We start from the raw sequence: 16,987 nt of genomic DNA, 5'->3' as shown, positions 1-16,987 counted from the left end.
CTGCGGAGTGTGACGGTACAACCCGCCCCCGTGTCAAACGGCGAAAGCCCGCAACGGCCACTCGAACGGTAACCCGAGTCCTGGCATTCCTGCCGCCCGGACTCCCGGACCGGCGGGGCGAGGGGGCCGCGCCGGGAATCGGCGACGGTACCGGAGTGGGGTGCTCGGGGGGTGCTCAGAGGCGGCCGAAGCACCAGACGCCGAGGGCGAGGGAGGCGGCGCCGGAGAGGCTCGTCAGCGCGACCGCGGCACGCGGGGGGACGCCGAGCGCGACGGGCTCGCGGTGCAGCGCGCGTACGGCGGTCCACAGCAGCAGCGCGCCTCCGAACAGCGTGAACGCCGCTCCCGCGAAGATTGCCGGCCCGCTCTCCATGCCCGTACCCCACTCCGTTCACCTGCGGTGTTCGTCTCCCGGAGGGGAGGCTCGCACCCCCGGAAGACGTGGGCGCGAACTCCGGGTGAACGCCGTGGGCCACCCGGCCGGGTTTCACGAAGATGGCCGGTAGTGACCTGCCCCTCGTCCCTCCTTCGCCCTGCCGCTCCTCCGCCTGCCCCCTCTCCTGTCGCTCATGTCACTCCCCTTCTCCCTTCTCGCTTCTCGTCTCCTTCCTCACATCACGTTCTTCGCGCCACGTTCCTCACATCACGTCGAGCGTGGCCCGGCGCCGGCTGCCCCGCTCGAAGACGCCGAGGAGGGTGACGGCGAGCAGCGCCCAGCCCGCGCCCACCGCCGGCTCCGCACAAGCAGCCCGGTGTCGAGGCCAGCGCCGGCGGTCAGCCCGCGCGCCGCGTGCGCCGCGTGCGTGAGCGGAAGCAGCTCGCCGGCCGTCCGCATCCAGCCGGGCAGCGTCTCCCGGGGCACGGCGGCGCCGGTCAGGAGGAGCAGCCCGGAGGAGGCCACGTTCGACACCAGGAACACGTCGCGGAAGCGGAGCCCGAGCGCCCCGAGCGCGAGTCCGAAGGCCGAGCAGGCGCCGGCCGCGACGAGCAGCACGAGGGCGAGTCCGGGCAGCGCCCCCGCGGGCACGGCCGGGCCGAGGACGAGCGTGGCCGCGGTGAGCACGAAGGCGCTGACGAACAGCCCGTTGAGGACGTACGGGAGGGCTCGTCCGGCCCAGAGCGGGATCCTGTGCCGGGGCGAGAGCAGGACGGCGCCGAGGGTGCCGTACCGGCGCTCGTTGGCGACGGCCGTCGTGCCGCCGTACACGCAGGAGGCGGAAGCTGCGAGGACGGCGTTTCCGACGAGATGAAAGCGATCGTCGGCGACACCCGGTTCCCTGCCCAGGTAGACGAAGAAGAAAACCTGGAGGAGGGGCCCGACCAGCAGCGTTCCGACGAACATCGGCGGGGTGGCCCAGTTGAACAGCGCCCGGTAGGAGAGGGATCCGCCGACGACCACGAGCCGGGCGGCGGCGAGGAAACGGAACATGTCTGTCCGGCCTTTCGGGGCTCAGGCGAGGGCGAGGGTGGCGGCGGCGCGGGCCCGGCGCTCCACCCGGCCGAGGACGAGGACGGCGGCCAGGGCGTAACCGGCCCCGAGCGCGGCGGCGAGGAGCAGCGGCACGGCCACGTCCCCGCCGGAGGTCGCCGCGTGCACGGCCCGCGCGCCCCAGGTGGTGGGCAGCGCCCAGGAGACCGGGTGGGTCCAGGCGGGCAGCACGGTGACCGGCACGAGCAGTCCGGACAGCAGCCGGACGGGGGTGTCGAGCGGATTGGCCAGCGCGTTGGCGTTGCGCAGCAGGACGAAGGTGGAGGCGAGCAGCAGCCCCGTCATGCCGAGTGCGAGGACGCACACCGGGACCGCGACCAGGAAGAGCAGCGGGTGCGCGAAGTCCAGCGGGACGCCGAAGAGCAGGACGCCCCACAGGACGGTCGCGCCCATCGCGTACGTGCCGACGACGGCGGTCGCGAGGGTGATCGGGAGCAGGACGAGCGCGAGCGGCGCCGGCGCCACGACCAGGGTCTCCAGGGTGCCGAGCCGACGCTGGTTCTGCACCGCGCCGCCCGAACCGAACAGCACCGAGCCCCAGATGCCCATGAGCCCGGCCCCGACAGAGGCGGTGAGCAGCCGGTCCGGGTCCCCGGCGGCGCGGAACAGGTAGACGGCGAGGGTCGCGTAGAGCAGCGGGACGAGCACGGCGAACGTGATCTCGATCGGGGAGCGCGACATGCACGAGACGTGGGTGCGGACGCCGACGGCGATCAGCCGGGGGACGTCGAACGGACGCGGGGTGCGCGGTTCACGTGGGGCGCTCGGGTCACGCGGGTCACGCGGGTCACGCGGCGAGACGGTCACGCGGAGGCCTCCTGAGACACGGCGTCCTCACGGGTCACGGCGTCCTCGCGGGTCATGGCGTCCTCGCGGATCACGGCGCCCTCCCGCGCCCCGACCGCCTCCTCCACGATCGCGATGTACGCGTCCTCCAGGGACGGTTCGCGGCGCACGATTCGCCCGGTCCGGACGCCGTCGAGGGCCGCCAGGACGGCGCCGTCCCGGCCGGAGGTGCCCCGGTCGGTCTGCACGAGCACGGTCTGGCGCGCGTCCCGCTCCTCCACGGAGACGCCCCGCACTCCCGGGACCCGCCGCACCCGTTCGAGCCGCTCCTCGTCCACCCCGTACGCCTCGATCTCCAGCACGTCCCGTCCCGTCGGTCGCGAACGTCCTCGCCCGGACGAGCACTTCGTCCTCGACGAGTCGGCGCACGGTCGGCCAGTACGGCTCGATCGCGCCCTCCCAGTAGGCCGCGTAGGCGTCGGCGAGCGCCGCGCAGGCCGCCTCCGGGTCCTTCAGGTAGGGCCGCAGGAAGGGCGCGCGGCCATGCCGGGGTGGCAGACGGCCGCCTGCGCGCGGACGAACGCGGGGTCGGTGGCCCGCAGCGCGGCCAGCTCCTCGTGGACGTGGACCGTGCCGAACGGCCGGGGCAGCAGGAAGTCGGAGACGACGCGCCGCCCTTCGGCGAACAGCTCCCACAGCGGCCGGAGCCGGTCGTCCTCCCGCCATACCTGGCGCGCCCGTACGACCCACTCCTGGTACGGCTAGGAGGGGTGCCGTCCCGGCAGCGCCAGGTGCATCGCGCAGCGGGCTGAGCGCGATCCTGGTCGCCCCGAGCGAGGCCTCGTCCAGCTCGATCCGTATCACTCGTGCGCCTCGGCCCGTATCACTCGTGCGCCCCGGCCCGTATCACCCGTGCGCCCCGGCCCGTATCACCCGTGCGTCCCGGGCCGTATCAAACGCCCTCCTCCGACACCTCTCCGTCGACGGGCAGCAGGAAGCCCTCCTCGACGAGGAGGCGGATCGCCTGCGGGGTGCGGTCCCGCAGCAGGACCGGGTCCTCGCCCGTCAACTGGCCGATGGCGTCGAGGATGCGGCCCGCGCTGAGGGTGCCGTCGCAGACGCCGGCGAACCCGGCGCCGACGTGGTCCACCCGGGTCGCGCGGCGCATCCCCCGGTTCTGCCGGAGCACGACGTGCTCCGGGTCCTCGGCGCCGGGCAGGCCGACCTGCTCCTGGACCACCTCGGGCGCGAGCGTGAACCGGTCGGCGAGGAGGGCCGCGTCGTCGTGGGTCCGCAGGTAGTCCTGGCGCTCGAAGTGGGCGCGGACGGTGGGCCCGAGGGGCTGCTCGACCGGGTGCGGCCACTCCTCGATCACGATCGAGGGCTCGACCGCGCCGGACTCCACCGCTCCGTTCCGCCGGATCGTGATCCAGCCGAAGCCGATCGCGCGCGTCTTGCGGGCCTCGAACTCGTCGAGCCAGCGGGCGTACGCGGCCCGGTAGGCGGCCGGGTCGCCCCGGTGGTCGCCGCTGTCCCGCAGCCACAGCTCGGTGTACTGGGTGACGTCCTGGACCTCCCGCTGCACGATCCAGGCGTCGCAGCCGCGCGGCACCCAGGACCGCAGCCGCTCCTGCCACTCCTCGCCGTCCACGTGCTGCCAGTTGGCGAGGAACTGGGCGTACCCGCCGTCGTCGAGCCGCTCGCCCGCCTGCTGCACGAGCGTGCGGCACAGGTCGTCGCCGCCCATCCCGCCGTCCCGGTAGGTGAGTCCGGCGCCGGGGGAGATCACGAACGGCGGGTTGGAGACGATCAGGTCGTACGTGTCGTCCCCGACCGGCTCGAAGAGGGAGCCCGCGACCAGCTCGGCCTCCGCGGCTCCGGAGAGGGCGAGGGTGAGCCGGGTGAAGTCCAGGGCGCGCGGGTTGAGGTCGGTGGCGGTGACCCGGGTGGCGTGCTGGGCGGCGTGCAGCGCCTGGATGCCGGAGCCGGTGCCGAGGTCGAGCGCGGCGGAGACCGGCGTGCGGACGGTGATGCCGGCCAGGGTGGTGGAGGCGCCGCCGACGCCGAGGACGACGCCCTCGTCCTTCCTGCCGATGCCTCCGGCGCCGCCGACGGCGCAACCCAGGTCGGAGACGATGAACCAGTCCTCGCCGTCGGGCCCGCCGTAGGGCCGGACGTCGACGGTGGCGCGCACGGTGTCGTCCTCGCGGACCACCCAGCCGTCGGCGACGGCCTCGTCCAGCGGGAGCGCGGCGGCGGCCCGGGCGTGCTCGACGGGTTCCTGGAGCAGGAAGAGCCGGACGAGGGCCTCCAGCGGGCCGTCGCCGCCGGTGGCGCGCAGGGCGGGCACGGTCTCGCTGCGGGCGAGCGCCGCGTAGGCGGGGGCGCCGAGCAGGTCGAGCAGACCGTCGGCGGTGAAGTCGGCGGCGAGCAGCGCCTCGCGCAGACGGGCGGCGTGCGCGGGCACCGGGAGGCGGGAAGACAGGCTGGTCGTACTCACCCGCCCATTGTGACGGCCGCCACCGACAACGGCCGCCACCGACATCGGAACGGCCGCCTCGTCACGACGGCCGGGAGGCCTACTCCTCGCTCTCGGTGGCCGTGGCCTTCGCACCCGGCTTCGCGGACGCCTTGCCGCTCGGCTTCGCGGACGCCTTGTCGGTGGGTTCGGCGGCGCCGCCCGCGTCCGCGGTGGAGCCGGCGCCCGGGGAGGCGGAGCCCGAGGGCTTCGGCGGGGTCGAGGCGGTGGGCTTCTGGCAGCCGGGCTGCTTGGCCATCGCCTGTCCGATCTCGCCCCCCTCCAGCTTGGCCAGGGCGTTCTGGTCCATCTTCTCGATCCTGGTCAGCCCGTTGGCGACGTTCTGGAGGCCGTCCGCGAACTTCTGCTGGTTCGACGGGTCCAGCGCGTCGACCTGCTTCTTGAGGCCCTCGTAGGCCACCGCGGTCTCGTTGAGCTCCTTGACCGCGTCCTGCTTGACCTTCTCGCCGTTCTCCACGGGCGGGGCGCCGGCGCTCTCGACGGCCTTCGCGAGGGCGCGGTCGGCGTCGGCGATGTCCTGGAACGCCTTCGAGTCCGCGGCCTGGATCTCGGCGGGCTTGCTGTCGGCCGCCGTCGAGATGATGATCTGGTGGGCGTCGGCCCGCTTCTGGATCTGGGGCTTGGCCTGGTCGCAGAACGTCTTCGCCCAGTCCTCCACCTTGTTGCCCTCGTCGTCGCTGCAACCCGACAGCGCGAGCACCAGTACCGCGCCGCCGGACAGTGCGGCCGCAAGCTTCTTGTTCACCGGATCGGTCCCTTCCAAGGCTCTCGGCCCCGGAACATACACGCCGAACGGGCTACTTCCACCTTTCGTACGACTGATTCATCCCGTATTGAAGCCTTTTGAACCAAGGGAGAGACCGCTCACGTACCCCCGCCGTCTCCGTGAATGAGACGGATGCCACGTCAGTCGGCTTCCACGGAGCGCCTCTTGGAGAGGAGCACGGCGACGACGACCACGAGCAGCGCGACCGCGGCGACGGCCGCCCGCACCCAGGCGTTCGCGTCGTCCCCGTGCCCGAACCGCACGACCGCCGGGGCGATGAGGAGCGCGACCAGGTTCATCACCTTCAGGAGGGGGTTGATCGCCGGTCCCGCCGTGTCCTTGAACGGATCGCCGACGGTGTCCCCGATGACGGTCGCCGCGTGCGCGTCGCTGCCCTTGCCGCCGTGGTTCCCGTCCTCGACCAGCTTCTTCGCGTTGTCCCAGGCGCCGCCGGAGTTGGCGAGGAAGACCGCCATCAGCGCCCCCGTGCCGATCGCCCCGGCGAGGTACGCGCCGAGCGGGCCGACGCCGAGCGCGAAGCCCACCGCGATCGGGGCCGTCACGGCGAGCAGCCCGGGCGTGGCGAGTTCGCGCAGCGCGTCCTTGGTGCAGATGTCGACGACCCGCCCGTACTCGGGCTTCTCGGTGTGGTCCATGATCCCGGGGTGGTCGCGGAACTGCCGCCGCACCTCGTACACCACCGATCCCGCCGACCGGGACACGGCGTTGATCGCGAGCCCCGAGAAGAGGAAGACGACCGAGGAGCCGAGGATCAGGCCGAAGAGGTTGTTGGGCTGCGAGATGTCCATGGAGAGGGTGAGTTCGCCCGCCCGCGCGCCCACCTCCGCGACCGAGGTGGCGATGGCGTCCCGGTACGAGCCGAAGAGCGCCGAGGCGGCCAGGACGGCGGTGGCGATGGCGATGCCCTTGGTGATGGCCTTGGTCGTGTTGCCGACCGCGTCCAGGTCGGTCAGGACCCGCGCGCCCGCGCCCCGGACGTCCCCGGACATCTCCGCGATGCCCTGGGCGTTGTCCGCGACCGGTCCGAAGGTGTCCATGGCGACGATCACGCCGACGGTGGTGAGCAGGCCCGTCCCGGCCAGCGCGACCGCGAAGAGCGCCAGCACGACCGAGGTCCCGCCGAGCAGGAACGCCCCGTAGACGGTGAGCCCGATCAGGAGCGCCGTGTAGACGGCGGACTCCATGCCGAGGGCCACGCCCGCGAGGACGACGGTCGCGGGGCCGGTGAGCGAGGACCTGCCGACGTCCCGCACGGGCCGGCGGCTCGTCTCGGTGAAGTAGCCGGTGAGCTGCTGGATGAGCGCGGCCAGGACGATGCCGAGGGCCACGGCGACCAGGGCGAGGACGCGCGGATCGCCCCCGTGCTCGCGCAGGCCGGGCTCGGTGACGCCCTCCAGTTCCGCGTAGGAGGACGGCAGGTAGGTGAAGGCGGCGACGGCGACGAGCGCGAGGGAGACCACCGCCGAGACGAGGAAGCCGCGGTTGATCGCGCTCATCCCGCCGCGGTCGGTCCGCCGGGGCGAGACGGCGAGGATGCCGATCACGGCGGTGACCACGCCGATCGCGGGCACGATCAGGGGGAAGGCGAGGCCGTGGTCGCCGAAGGCGGCCTTGCCGAGGATGAGCGCGGCGACCAGGGTCACGGCGTACGACTCGAAGAGGTCGGCCGCCATGCCGGCGCAGTCGCCGACGTTGTCCCCCACGTTGTCGGCGATGGTGGCGGCGTTGCGCGGGTCGTCCTCGGGGATGCCCTGCTCGACCTTGCCGACCAGGTCGGCGCCGACGTCGGCGGCCTTGGTGAAGATGCCGCCGCCCACGCGCATGAACATGGCGATGAGGGCCGCGCCGAGTCCGAACCCCTCCAGGACCTTGGGTGCGTCGGCGGCGTAGACGAGGACGACGCAGGCGACGCCGAGCAGCCCGAGGCCGACGGTGCACATGCCGACGGCCCCGCCCGTGCGGAAGGCGATCCGCATGGCCCGGTGCGCGACCCCGTCCGGGTCCCGCTCCGGTCCGCCCGGTGCCGGAGCGGCGTCCCGGGCCGCCGCGGCGACCCGGACGTTCGCCCGTACGGCGAGCCGCATGCCGAGGTACCCGGTAATAGCCGAGAACAGCGCCCCGACCAGGAAGAACAGGGAGCGCCCGACGCGCTGCGACCAGGTGTCGGCGGGCAGCGCGAAGAGCAGCAGGAACACGACGGCGGCGAAGACGGCGAGGGTCCGGAGCTGCCGCGCGAGGTAGGCGTTGGCCCCTTCCTGCACGGCGGCGGCGATCTCCCGCATCCTCTCGGTGCCCTCGCCGGCCGCGAGCACCCGGCGGGCGAAGAGCCAGGCGACGACCAGCGCGGCGAGCGCGACGGCCGCGACGACGACCACGATCGTCCGGTTCCCGCTCGTGAGCACCGCCGCGGCGAGGGAGACGAGGGGAGGGGGGTCCATGGGGACGGATCGGTCCATGGGGACGGATCATAGGGAGACGAACCGGCACATACGGGGACCCGGAAGTCCCCCGCGCGGATGCACCAACCGCGAACGCCCCGGGCCGGGGCGCGCCCGTCGTACGAGAAGAGGCCCTGCGGGGCAGGGCCTCTTCTCGTACTGCTGCTCTTGCTACTGCTACCGCTTCCGCGTCCCGCAGGACCGGGGCGTCTCAGGACAGGACGTCCGCCGGGCTCACCGGCCAGGTCATACGGAGGGTGCCGCCGTCCGCGCCGGCGCTCACCTCGACGTCGTCGACGAGCCCGCGGATCACCGCGAGGCCCATCTCGTCCTCGCCGTCGGCGTCGTCGAAGTCCTCGACCGGGGCCGCGGCCCGCGCGCCGGGCACCCCGACCGCATCGGCCGCCGCCACCCCCGCACCCGGCACCTCGTCACCGACCTCGATGGAGAACGACTTCTCCTCCTCGGTCAGGACGACCCGGATGGGGGTCGTGACGTCGTTGCTGCGGTGCAGCCCGACGGCACGGGAACACGCCTCGCCGACGGCGAGACGCACCTCGTCGAGGACCGCCTCGTCCACCCCCGCCCGGCGCGCCACCGCGGCCGCCACCAGGCGGGCCGTCCGGACGTGCTCGGGCTGGGCGCTGAAGCGGAGTTCAACGGTGGCCATGCGAACCCCCCGGGCTCAGTCGACGGCGTTGACGGCCTCGTCGACCGAGGTGTGGATCGGGAACACCTTGGTGAGGCCCGTGATCCGGAAAATCTTGAGAATGCGCTCCTGGTTGCAGACGAGGCGCAGCGAGCCCTCGTGGGCACGGACGCGCTTCAGGCCGCCGACGAGCACACCGAGGCCGGTGGAGTCGAGGAAGTCCACGCTCTCCATATCGACGACCAGGTGGTAACTGCCGTCGTTCACCAACTCGACCAACTGCTCGCGCAGCTTGGGCGCGGTATACACATCAATCTCGCCACCGACCTCGACGACCGTACGGTCACCACCAGCGCCGGTCACATTGCGAGTCGACAGGGACAGGTCCACGGATCCTCCAGCACCTTGCTATCGGGCGATCGTTCTCTCGGGGCTCCCGGACGGGGCCGAGGAACGGATCGCCAGCCGCGATGGCATTCAATCACTTACGCACAGCCATGCACGACGCCTTGGAAGCATTGTCCGTCATGGCAGTGACACACTCGATGCCGATGGCCAAGAATCACCGCCCCAGTCGTCCCGCCGGGGACAGGGGCAGCCGCCCCTCTCCCGGCATGGTCCTGGACCGGCTCTCCTCGGGCGAGAGCCGGGCCGCGCGCATCACTCATACGGAGCACATGCCCGCCCGGGCGGGTCGTCATGCGGTCTGGCCGCACCGCATCCGTCCGGAGGTGATCGCGGCGATCCAGGAGGCCGGGATCGAGCACCCGTGGGCCCACCAGGCGGAGGCCGCCGAGCACGCCCTCGACGGCGAGTCCGTGGTGATCGCCACCGGCACCGCCTCGGGCAAGTCGCTCGCCTACCTCGCCCCGGTCCTCACCACCCTCCTGGACGGCTCCGAGGCCCCCAACGGGCGCGGGGCGACCGCCCTCTACCTCGCGCCCACCAAGGCCCTCGCCGCCGACCAGCGGCGCGCCGTGCGGGAACTGGCCGCCCCGCTCGGCAACCGGATCCGCCCCGCCCTCTACGACGGCGACACGCCGGTCGAGGAGCGCGAGTGGGTCCGCCAGTACGCGAACCTCGTCCTGACCAACCCCGACATGCTGCACCGGGGCGTCCTCCCCTCCCACCCCAGGTGGGCCTCCTTCCTGCGCGCCCTGCGCTACGTCGTGATCGACGAGTGCCACACCTACCGGGGCGTCTTCGGCTCCCACGTCGCCCAGGTGCTGCGGCGCCTGCGCCGGATCTGCGCCCGGTACGGCTCCGAGCCGGTCTTCCTCCTCGCCTCGGCCACCTCCGCCGACCCCGCCCGGACCGCCGGCCGCCTCACCGGCCTGCCGGTCACCGAGGTCTCCGACGACGCCTCCCCGCGCGGCGAGCTGGTCTTCGCCCTCTGGGAGCCGCCGCTGACCGAGCTGCAGGGGGAGCGCGGCGCGCCGGTGCGCCGCACGGCCACCGCCGAGACCGCGGACCTGCTGACCGACCTGACCCGGCAGGGCGTCCGCTCGGTCGCCTTCGTACGGTCCCGGCGCGGCGCCGAGCTGATCTCGGTGATCGCCCAGGAGCGGCTCGCCGAGACCGACCGCGCCCTGGCCCGCCGCGTCGCCGCCTACCGGGGCGGCTACCTGCCCGAGGAGCGCCGCGCCTTGGAACGGTCCCTGCACTCCGGGGAGCTCCTGGGCCTGGCCGCCACGACCGCCCTGGAACTGGGCGTGGACGTCTCGGGCCTGGACGCCGTCCTGATCGCCGGATACCCCGGCACCCGGGCCTCCCTCTGGCAGCAGGCGGGCCGCGCCGGCCGTTCGGGCGAAGGGGCCCTCGCGATCATGGTCGCCCGGGACGACCCGCTGGACACCTTCCTGGTCCACCACCCCGAGGCGATCTTCGAACAACCGGTCGAGTCGACCGTCCTGGACCCCGACAACCCCTACGTCCTCGCCCCCCATCTGTGCGCCGCGGCGGCGGAGCTGCCGCTGACCGAACCCGATCTGGCCCTCTTCGGCCCGGCCGTCCCCGACCTCCTCCCCCAGCTGGAGACCGCCGGCCTGCTGCGCCGCCGCTCCACCGGCTGGTACTGGACCCGCCGCGAGCGGGCCGCCGACCTCACCGACATCCGGGGCGGCGGCGGCAGCCCCGTGCGGATCGTGGAGGCCGGCACCGGCCGCCTCCTCGGCACGGTCGACGAGGCGGCCTCCCACACCTCCGTCCACGAGGGCGCCGTCCACCTCCACCAGGGCCGCACCTACCTCGTGCGGGAGTTCGACCTCGAGGACTCCGTGGCCCTCGTGGAAGAGGCCGCCCCGCCGTACTCCACCACCGCCCGCGACACCACCTCCCTCTCCGTCCTCGACACCGACACCGAGATCCCCTGGGGAGCCGGCCGCCTCTGCTACGGCTCCGTCGAGGTCACCAACCAGGTCGTCTCCTTCCTCCGCCGCCGCCTCATCACCGGCGAGGTGCTCGGCGAGACCAAGCTCGACCTGCCGCCCCGCACCCTGCGCACCCGTGCCGTGTGGTGGACGGTCACCGAGGACCAGCTCGACGCCGCCCGGATCAACCCGGAGATCCTCGGCGGCGCCCTGCACGCCGCCGAGCACGCCTCCATCGGCATGCTGCCGCTCTTCGCCACCTGCGACCGCTGGGACATCGGCGGCGTCTCCGTGCCGCTCCACCCCGACACCCTGCTGCCCACCGTCTTCGTGTACGACGGGCATCCGGGCGGCGCGGGCTTTGCCGAACGGGCCTTCCACACGGCCCGTGCCTGGCTGGCCGCCACCCGGGAGGCCATCGCCTCCTGCGAGTGCGAGGCGGGCTGCCCCTCCTGCATCCAGTCCCCGAAGTGCGGCAACGGCAACGACCCCCTCCACAAACGCGGCGCGGTCCGCCTCCTCACGGAACTCCTCCGCGAGGCCCCGGGGGACCGGGAGCCGGTTCCGGAGGACCGGGAGGTGGCTCCGGGGCGCCGGGGAGGGGCCAGGGAGGCGGAGGGGGGCCGGCAGGCGCCTGAGGCCCGGGAGGCGGCTCCGCAGGGCCCTCGGGTGCCGGAAGGCCGGGAGGCGGCTCCGGAGGACCCGGCAGGGGCTCCTGAGGCCCCGCCCGCGACCTGACCTCCGGCCGGTACGGACCGCGCACCACCCGTGCGGTCACCTCGGCGAGCTCGCCCCGCACCGCACACCGCACCAGCTCGGCACCCTGCGCACCGGCCACCCGGGAAGCGGCGGCGCACGCCTCGGCCTCGCCCCACAGGGCCCGGTCGGCGGCGGCGAGGACGGCCAGGTCGGCAGCCCCGCCGGCCCGGTGCCGGGCCACCACCGCCTGACCCAGCGCGAGCAACGCCCCGAACACCACGCACAGCACGCACGCCGCGAACGCCGTCCACACGGTCGCCGCGCCCCGGTCCCCCCGCCGACCGGACCGACGACGGCCGGGCGAGCGACAACCGCCCCTCACGGCGGACCCCCGGGCCCCGAGACCCCGGCCGCCGCTCCGCCCTCCGCGAGGAGGCCGGTGTCCTCCGCGAGGGCCGCCGCGGCCGCCCGCAGGGTGAGGCCCAGCCCCCGGGGGCCGGGGGCCGCCGCCTCCACCGTCACCCGCCACAGCTCCCCCGAGCGCGTCACCGACACCCGGGCGCCCTCGGGCGCCGCGGACCGCGCCGCCGTCTCCGCGGCGGCCACCGGTTCCGAACGGGCCGCCGCCCGCGCCCCCGCCCGCGCCGCGTCCACGCACTTGATCTGCGCGGCGGCCGCGGCAAGCGCCCAGAGCAGGGTCACCGTGAACAACGCCAGGACGGGCAGGACCATCGCCGCCTCCACGGTCGCGAAGCCCCGGTCGGAACGACACGCTTCGGAACGACCCGTCTCAGAACGACGCGCCTCGAAACGACGCGTCTCGAAACGATCCGTCTCAGAACGACGCATCGAGCGCCTTCCCGATCATCGATTCCAGCGCCCCCGAGACCGTTCCGCTGGTCACGACCTTGTAGAGCACTGCGGCGAACGCCGCCGCCGCGATCGTCCCCACCGCGTACTCGGCCGTGCTCATCCCCGCGTCGCGACGCGCGGCCTCCCGTCGCGCCCGCCACCATCCGCCGACCCGTCCCCGGACCGCCGTCACCGCCGTCACCGCCGTCACCACAGTCATCACCGCTGCCGCCTTCGTCGTCACTGCCCCTGTCCCTGCCATGTCGTCCTCCTCGTTCCGTTCCGCTCGTGGTGTCTCGTCGTGTGTCGTCGTGTGTCGTCGTGTCTCGTCGTCGTTCTCATCCGTGCAGCAGGCCCGACGCGAGGCCGATCACCACCGGGGCCACCCCCACCGCCAGGAAGGCAGGCAGGAAGCAGAGCCCCACGGGCGCGCTGATCAGGACCTGGGCCCGGCGCGCGCCGGCCGCCGCCGTACGGGCGCGGGCGGCTCGCAGGGCCGTCGCGTACCGGGCCACGGCCTCCGCCGAGGGCGCCCCCGAGGAACCGGCCCGCTCCAGGCAACGGGCGAGCCCCGCGGCACCCGGTATCGCGCCGAACCTCCCCCACACCTCGGCCGGTTCGCCCCCGAGACGCAGCTCGGCCGCCGTACGGGCCAGGCGCTCCCCGAGCGGGCCGCCCAGCGACCGGCCCACCGCCTCCGCCGCCTCTCCGGGCCCGGCCCCCGAGGCGGCGCAGGCCGCCAACAGGTCGGCCGCCAACGGCAGATCCCGTACCGCCTCCTCCTCGCCGCCGTCCGGATCGGCCGACGCCCGGCGTCCGAGGAGCCGCCTCCGTACCCCGCAGGCCACCAGGGCTCCGACGCCCAGGCCGGTGATCCCACCGAAGAGCGCCCAGCCGAGCCCGACCGCCACGACCGGCACCGCCCAGAACCCCACCCACGGCGGCAGCCCCGCCCGGGCCTTCCGGGGCGGCGGGATCGGCGCCCCGAGGAGGTTCCGCGTCCGCCTCCGCGTCCGGCGCGCCCCCAGTTCGCGCAGCACCTCCCGAACGCCCTGCGCGCACAGGCACACCGCCGCCGTCAGAAGCGCCCCCATCTGAAGAACGTCCAGCGGCATCACGCCCGCTCCCCTCCTCGTACGATCCGCGCGGCCCACCACAGACCGGCCGCCTCCAGGGCCCCGCCGACGGCCAGGCAGCCCAGGCCGGCCGGGGTGTGGAGCAGTACCCGCAGCGGGTCGGCCCCGAGCGCCGTGCCGAGGGCGAGACCGGCCGCCGGGAGCAGCGCGAGGACGGTCACCGTGGCCCAGGCTCCGGCCAGTTCGGCCCGCAGCCGTTCCCGCTGCTCGTGCCGGTCCCGCAGGGAGGCCTCCAGCCGGTCGAGCCCGGCGGCCAGGCCCGCGCCCCCGTCTACGGCCACCTGCCAGCAGGCCGCCATGCCCGCGAGGCCGTCGGCGCCGTCCTGCCGGGAGGCCCTCCGCAGGGCCCCCGGCACGTCCCCGCCGAACCGGGCCGCCGCGAGCACCCGCGCCTCCTCGTCGCCCAGGGCGCCGGTCTCCCGGGCCGCGAAGGACAACGCCTGCGCGGGCTGCCAGCCGGCCCGCAGCTCCCCGACGACCGCCCCGCACAGGGCCACGACCCGTTCGGCCCGCGTCTCACGTTCCCTCCGCCGTCCGGCGGCCCGCAGCCGCCGCCCGACCAGGGGCACCGCGAGCGCCCCCGCCACCAGCGGCAGCGGCGACTCCCCGAGCAGCGCGAGGACCCCCGCCACCGGCAGGCACAGCCACGCACGCCTGCCCCGCAGCGGGGCCCACCAGCGCGCGATCAGCACCGGCCAGGTCCCCGCGCCGGCCTCCTCGGGCACATCGCCCGCGAGCACCGCCCGCGCCCGGCCGGTCCCGCGCCGCCGCTCGACCGCCCACCACAGGGCGAGCCCCGCGCAGAGCACCGCCGCACCCTGCGCCGCGCCCCGTACCGCTTCCGGCCCCGCCGTCACCACGCTCCCCCTCCGATCAGCGTCCCCAGCCGCTCCCAGCCCCGCTCCCGCACGAACCCGGACGCGCCCCACCGCAGGGCGGGAACCGTCCGGACCAGCCCCTCCCGGTCACGCTCCAGGACGTGGAGCTCGGCGATCCGGCGCCGTCCGTCCCGGTCCCGCACGAGGTGGAGTACGACCGAGAGCCCGGCGCCCAACTGGCTGTGCAGGGCGGCCCGGTCGAGCCCGGCGGCCGTCCCCAGGGCTTCGAGCCGCGCCGGTACGTCCGCCGCCGTGTTGGCGTGCACCGTTCCGCAACCTCCTTCATGACCCGTATTGAGGGCCGCCAGGAGATCCACGGCCTCCCCGCCGCGCACTTCGCCGACCACCAGCCGGTCGGGCCGCATTCGCAGCGCCTGCCGGACCAGGTCCCGCAGGGTGACGAGCCCGGCGCCCTCCTGGTTGGCGGGCCGCGCCTCCAGGCGCACCACGTGCGGGTGGTCGGGCCGCAGCTCCGCCGAGTCCTCGGCGAGCACGATCCGCTCCCGCTCCCCCACCAGGCCGAGCAGGGAGGCGAGGAGCGTGGTCTTCCCCGTGCCCGTACCGCCGCTGACGAGGTAGGAGACGCGGGCGTCGATCAGGGCCCGCAGGACCGTGGCGCCGCCGGGCGGCACCGTGCCCGCCGCGGCCAGCTCCTCCAGGGAGAAGGCCCGCGGGCGCACCACCCGCAGCGAGAGACAGGTCGAGCCGACCGCCACCGGCGGCAGCACCGCGTGCATGCGGGTGCCGTCGGGGAGCCGGGCGTCCACCCACGGACGGGCGTCGTCGAGCCTGCGCCCGGCGACGGCCGCGAGCCGCTGCGCGAGCCTGCGGACGGCCGCCGCGTCGGGGAAGGACACCGGGACCCGTTCGAGTCCGGCGCCCCGGTCCACCCACACCCGGTCGGGGGCGGAGACCAGGACGTCGGTGACGGCCGGGTCGGCGAGCAGCGGTTCGAGCGGCCCGGTGCCGATCAGTTCGCACCGCAACTCCTCTGCCGCTCCCAGCACTTCCGCGTCGCCGAGCAGCCGTCCCTGGGCCCGCAGCGCCGCCGCGACCCGGGCCGGGGTGGGTTCGGCCCCGCTCGCCGCGAGCCGCTGCCGCACGGCGTCCAGCAGCCCCGTGCCACCGGCTTCGTCCCAGTTCCCGGTCATGCCGCACCGCCGGGCGTGAGCGCGCGCTCCCAGAAGGCGGCGCAGAAGCGGCCGAGCGGCCCCCGGGGCTCGGCACCCGGCGGAAGGCCCGCGTCCTGGTCGGCCACGATCCCCGGGTCGTAGGGAAGTTCACCGACGAGCGGCAGTCGCAGCGCGTCGGCGACCCACCGCTCGTCGAGCCCCGTCGCGTACGGCCCGCGCACCACGGCCCGCAGGTCGCGCACGGCCGTCCCGAGGGTCGCGGCCACCCGGTGGGCCGCCGCGACGGCCCTCAACTCCCCGGGCACGACGAGCAGGACGAGGTCGAGTTGGGCCAGGGCCTCGGCGGTCGGCAGGTCGCTCCCGCGCGGCAGGTCGACCACGACGACCCCGCCCCGGCGGCGCGCGGCGGCGAGCACGGACCGCACGGCCTCGGGCGGCACCGGCAGCGCGGGCTCCCTGCCCCAGCTGAGCACCCGGACGCCCCGCACCGACGGCAGGGACTCCTCCAGGGCCCCGCCCGCGAGCCGGCCCTTCGAGGCGGCGAAGTCGGGCCACCGCCTGCCCTCCTCGCGCTCGCCGCCGAGCAGCACGTCGAGGCCGCCGCCCAGCGGGTCGCCGTCGACGAGGAGGGTGCGCCGCCCGGTCCTGGCGGCGGCGAGGGCGAGGCCGCAGGCCAGGGTGGAGGCGCCCGCGCCCCCGCGGCCGCCGACGACGCCGACGGTCAGCGCCTGTCGGCCCACTCCTTCGGCCGCGTCGGCGATGCGGTCCACGAGGAGGCCCTCGGCGTCCGGGAGCCGCAGCACGCACTCCGCGCCGATCTCCACGGCGAGGCGCCACACCCCCGGGTCGTCCCGGTCGCGTCCGACGAGGACGGTCCCCGGCCGGCGCACCGCTCCCCGGCAGCGGGCGGCGGCGTCGTCACCGACCAGGACGAGCGGCGGGTCCGTCCAGCTCGCCCGCCGCTCCGGCATCCGGTGGTGCACCTCGGGCTCGACCCCGGCCGCAGCGCACAGCCGGAGGAGGTCGTCGAGCAGCCCGAGGTCCTCGGTGACGATCAGCGGCCCGGCCCGACGCACCTCGTCCACGCCCCGCGCCTGGGCCCCCTGCACCGACGGATCCCGCCCCGCGCCCCCGGCTCCCGCCCCTGTCCCGGTCCCGACCTCTGAAGTCCTGGATGTCTCCACGGCACACGCCCCTCTCGTGATTCTCTCCGGCCGCGAACTCCGCGACAG

16 protein-coding genes and 1 pseudogene are annotated in these 16,987 nt (G+C 74.9%); 1 reads left to right on the top strand and 16 read right to left on the bottom strand.

Features of this window, described 5'->3' with window-relative positions; translation table 11 throughout:
• Positions 1-175: 175 nt before the first annotated feature.
• The 9 genes from ACIP5O_RS02965 to ACIP5O_RS02925 form a co-directional block, all read right to left on the bottom strand.
• Positions 176-373 carry a hypothetical protein gene (locus tag ACIP5O_RS02965; RefSeq protein ID WP_401287797.1) on the bottom strand — a complete coding sequence of 66 codons (198 nt, stop codon included), beginning with the start codon at positions 371-373 and terminating at the stop codon, positions 176-178.
• Between the two features lie 270 nt (positions 374-643).
• Complete coding sequence (locus tag ACIP5O_RS02960; RefSeq protein WP_401287795.1) at positions 644-1,429, bottom strand: ABC transporter permease; 786 nt, start codon at positions 1,427-1,429, stop codon at positions 644-646.
• A gap of 21 nt (positions 1,430-1,450) precedes the next feature.
• Positions 1,451-2,296 (bottom strand): ABC transporter permease, encoded by an 846-nt coding sequence (locus ACIP5O_RS02955; RefSeq protein WP_401287793.1) that lies wholly within the window; start codon positions 2,294-2,296, stop codon positions 1,451-1,453.
• Complete coding sequence (locus tag ACIP5O_RS02950) at positions 2,293-2,637, bottom strand: hypothetical protein (protein ID WP_401287790.1); 345 nt, start codon at positions 2,635-2,637, stop codon at positions 2,293-2,295. The genes ACIP5O_RS02955 and ACIP5O_RS02950 overlap by 4 nt, the downstream gene beginning before the upstream one ends.
• 590 nt (positions 2,638-3,227) lie before the next feature.
• Entirely contained in the window at positions 3,228-4,820 is a 1,593-nt protein-coding gene (locus ACIP5O_RS02945) for a methyltransferase (protein WP_401287788.1), read from the bottom strand.
• A 34-nt stretch (positions 4,821-4,854) separates the two neighbouring features.
• Positions 4,855-5,559: a small secreted protein gene (locus ACIP5O_RS02940; protein ID WP_401287786.1), complete on the bottom strand. Its 705-nt coding sequence runs from the start codon at positions 5,557-5,559 to the stop codon at positions 4,855-4,857.
• A 161-nt stretch (positions 5,560-5,720) separates the two neighbouring features.
• Entirely contained in the window at positions 5,721-8,057 is a 2,337-nt protein-coding gene (locus ACIP5O_RS02935; RefSeq protein ID WP_401287783.1) for a sodium-translocating pyrophosphatase, read from the bottom strand.
• Positions 8,058-8,250: 193 nt separating this feature from the next.
• A complete protein-coding gene (locus ACIP5O_RS02930) occupies positions 8,251-8,709 on the bottom strand; it encodes an ATP-binding protein (protein WP_356539189.1) in 459 nt (152 codons plus the stop codon).
• 15 nt (positions 8,710-8,724) lie between these two features.
• Entirely contained in the window at positions 8,725-9,078 is a 354-nt protein-coding gene (locus ACIP5O_RS02925; RefSeq protein ID WP_030205962.1) for an STAS domain-containing protein, read from the bottom strand.
• An 80-nt stretch (positions 9,079-9,158) separates the two neighbouring features.
• On the opposite strand from ACIP5O_RS02925, the gene ACIP5O_RS02920 reads away from it, so the two are divergent.
• Entirely contained in the window at positions 9,159-11,795 is a 2,637-nt protein-coding gene (locus tag ACIP5O_RS02920) for a DEAD/DEAH box helicase (protein ID WP_401287780.1), read from the top strand.
• Between the two features lie 40 nt (positions 11,796-11,835).
• Here the strand turns inward: ACIP5O_RS02920 and ACIP5O_RS02915 are convergent.
• From ACIP5O_RS02915 to ssd, 7 genes and pseudogenes are all read right to left on the bottom strand, one after another.
• Positions 11,836-12,069, bottom strand: a pseudogene (locus ACIP5O_RS02915) (Rv3654c family TadE-like protein); the annotation flags it as partial.
• 65 nt (positions 12,070-12,134) lie between these two features.
• The gene (locus ACIP5O_RS02910; protein WP_401287777.1) at positions 12,135-12,605 is read right to left on the bottom strand and encodes a TadE family type IV pilus minor pilin; all 471 of its coding nucleotides are present in this window, start codon (positions 12,603-12,605) and stop codon (positions 12,135-12,137) included.
• On the bottom strand, positions 12,592-12,828 hold the full coding sequence (locus tag ACIP5O_RS02905) for a DUF4244 domain-containing protein (RefSeq protein ID WP_401288132.1): 237 nt from the start codon (positions 12,826-12,828) through the stop codon (positions 12,592-12,594). Before ACIP5O_RS02905 ends, ACIP5O_RS02910 begins: the two co-directional genes overlap by 14 nt.
• A gap of 118 nt (positions 12,829-12,946) precedes the next feature.
• The gene (locus tag ACIP5O_RS02900) at positions 12,947-13,702 is read right to left on the bottom strand and encodes a type II secretion system F family protein (protein ID WP_401287775.1); all 756 of its coding nucleotides are present in this window, start codon (positions 13,700-13,702) and stop codon (positions 12,947-12,949) included.
• Between the two features lie 20 nt (positions 13,703-13,722).
• Entirely contained in the window at positions 13,723-14,601 is an 879-nt protein-coding gene (locus ACIP5O_RS02895; protein ID WP_401287773.1) for a type II secretion system F family protein, read from the bottom strand.
• A complete protein-coding gene (locus tag ACIP5O_RS02890; protein WP_401287770.1) occupies positions 14,598-15,773 on the bottom strand; it encodes a TadA family conjugal transfer-associated ATPase in 1,176 nt (391 codons plus the stop codon). Before ACIP5O_RS02890 ends, ACIP5O_RS02895 begins: the two co-directional genes overlap by 4 nt.
• The gene (gene ssd, locus ACIP5O_RS02885) at positions 15,770-16,840 is read right to left on the bottom strand and encodes a septum site-determining protein Ssd (RefSeq protein WP_401287768.1); all 1,071 of its coding nucleotides are present in this window, start codon (positions 16,838-16,840) and stop codon (positions 15,770-15,772) included. Before ssd ends, ACIP5O_RS02890 begins: the two co-directional genes overlap by 4 nt.
• Between the last annotated feature and the right edge of the window lie 147 nt (positions 16,841-16,987).

It is taken from the genome of Streptomyces sp. NPDC088915 (assembly GCF_044749825.1).
Lineage (GTDB): Bacteria > Actinomycetota > Actinomycetes > Streptomycetales > Streptomycetaceae > Streptomyces.
This window is presented reverse-complemented; position numbering and strand designations above follow the sequence as displayed.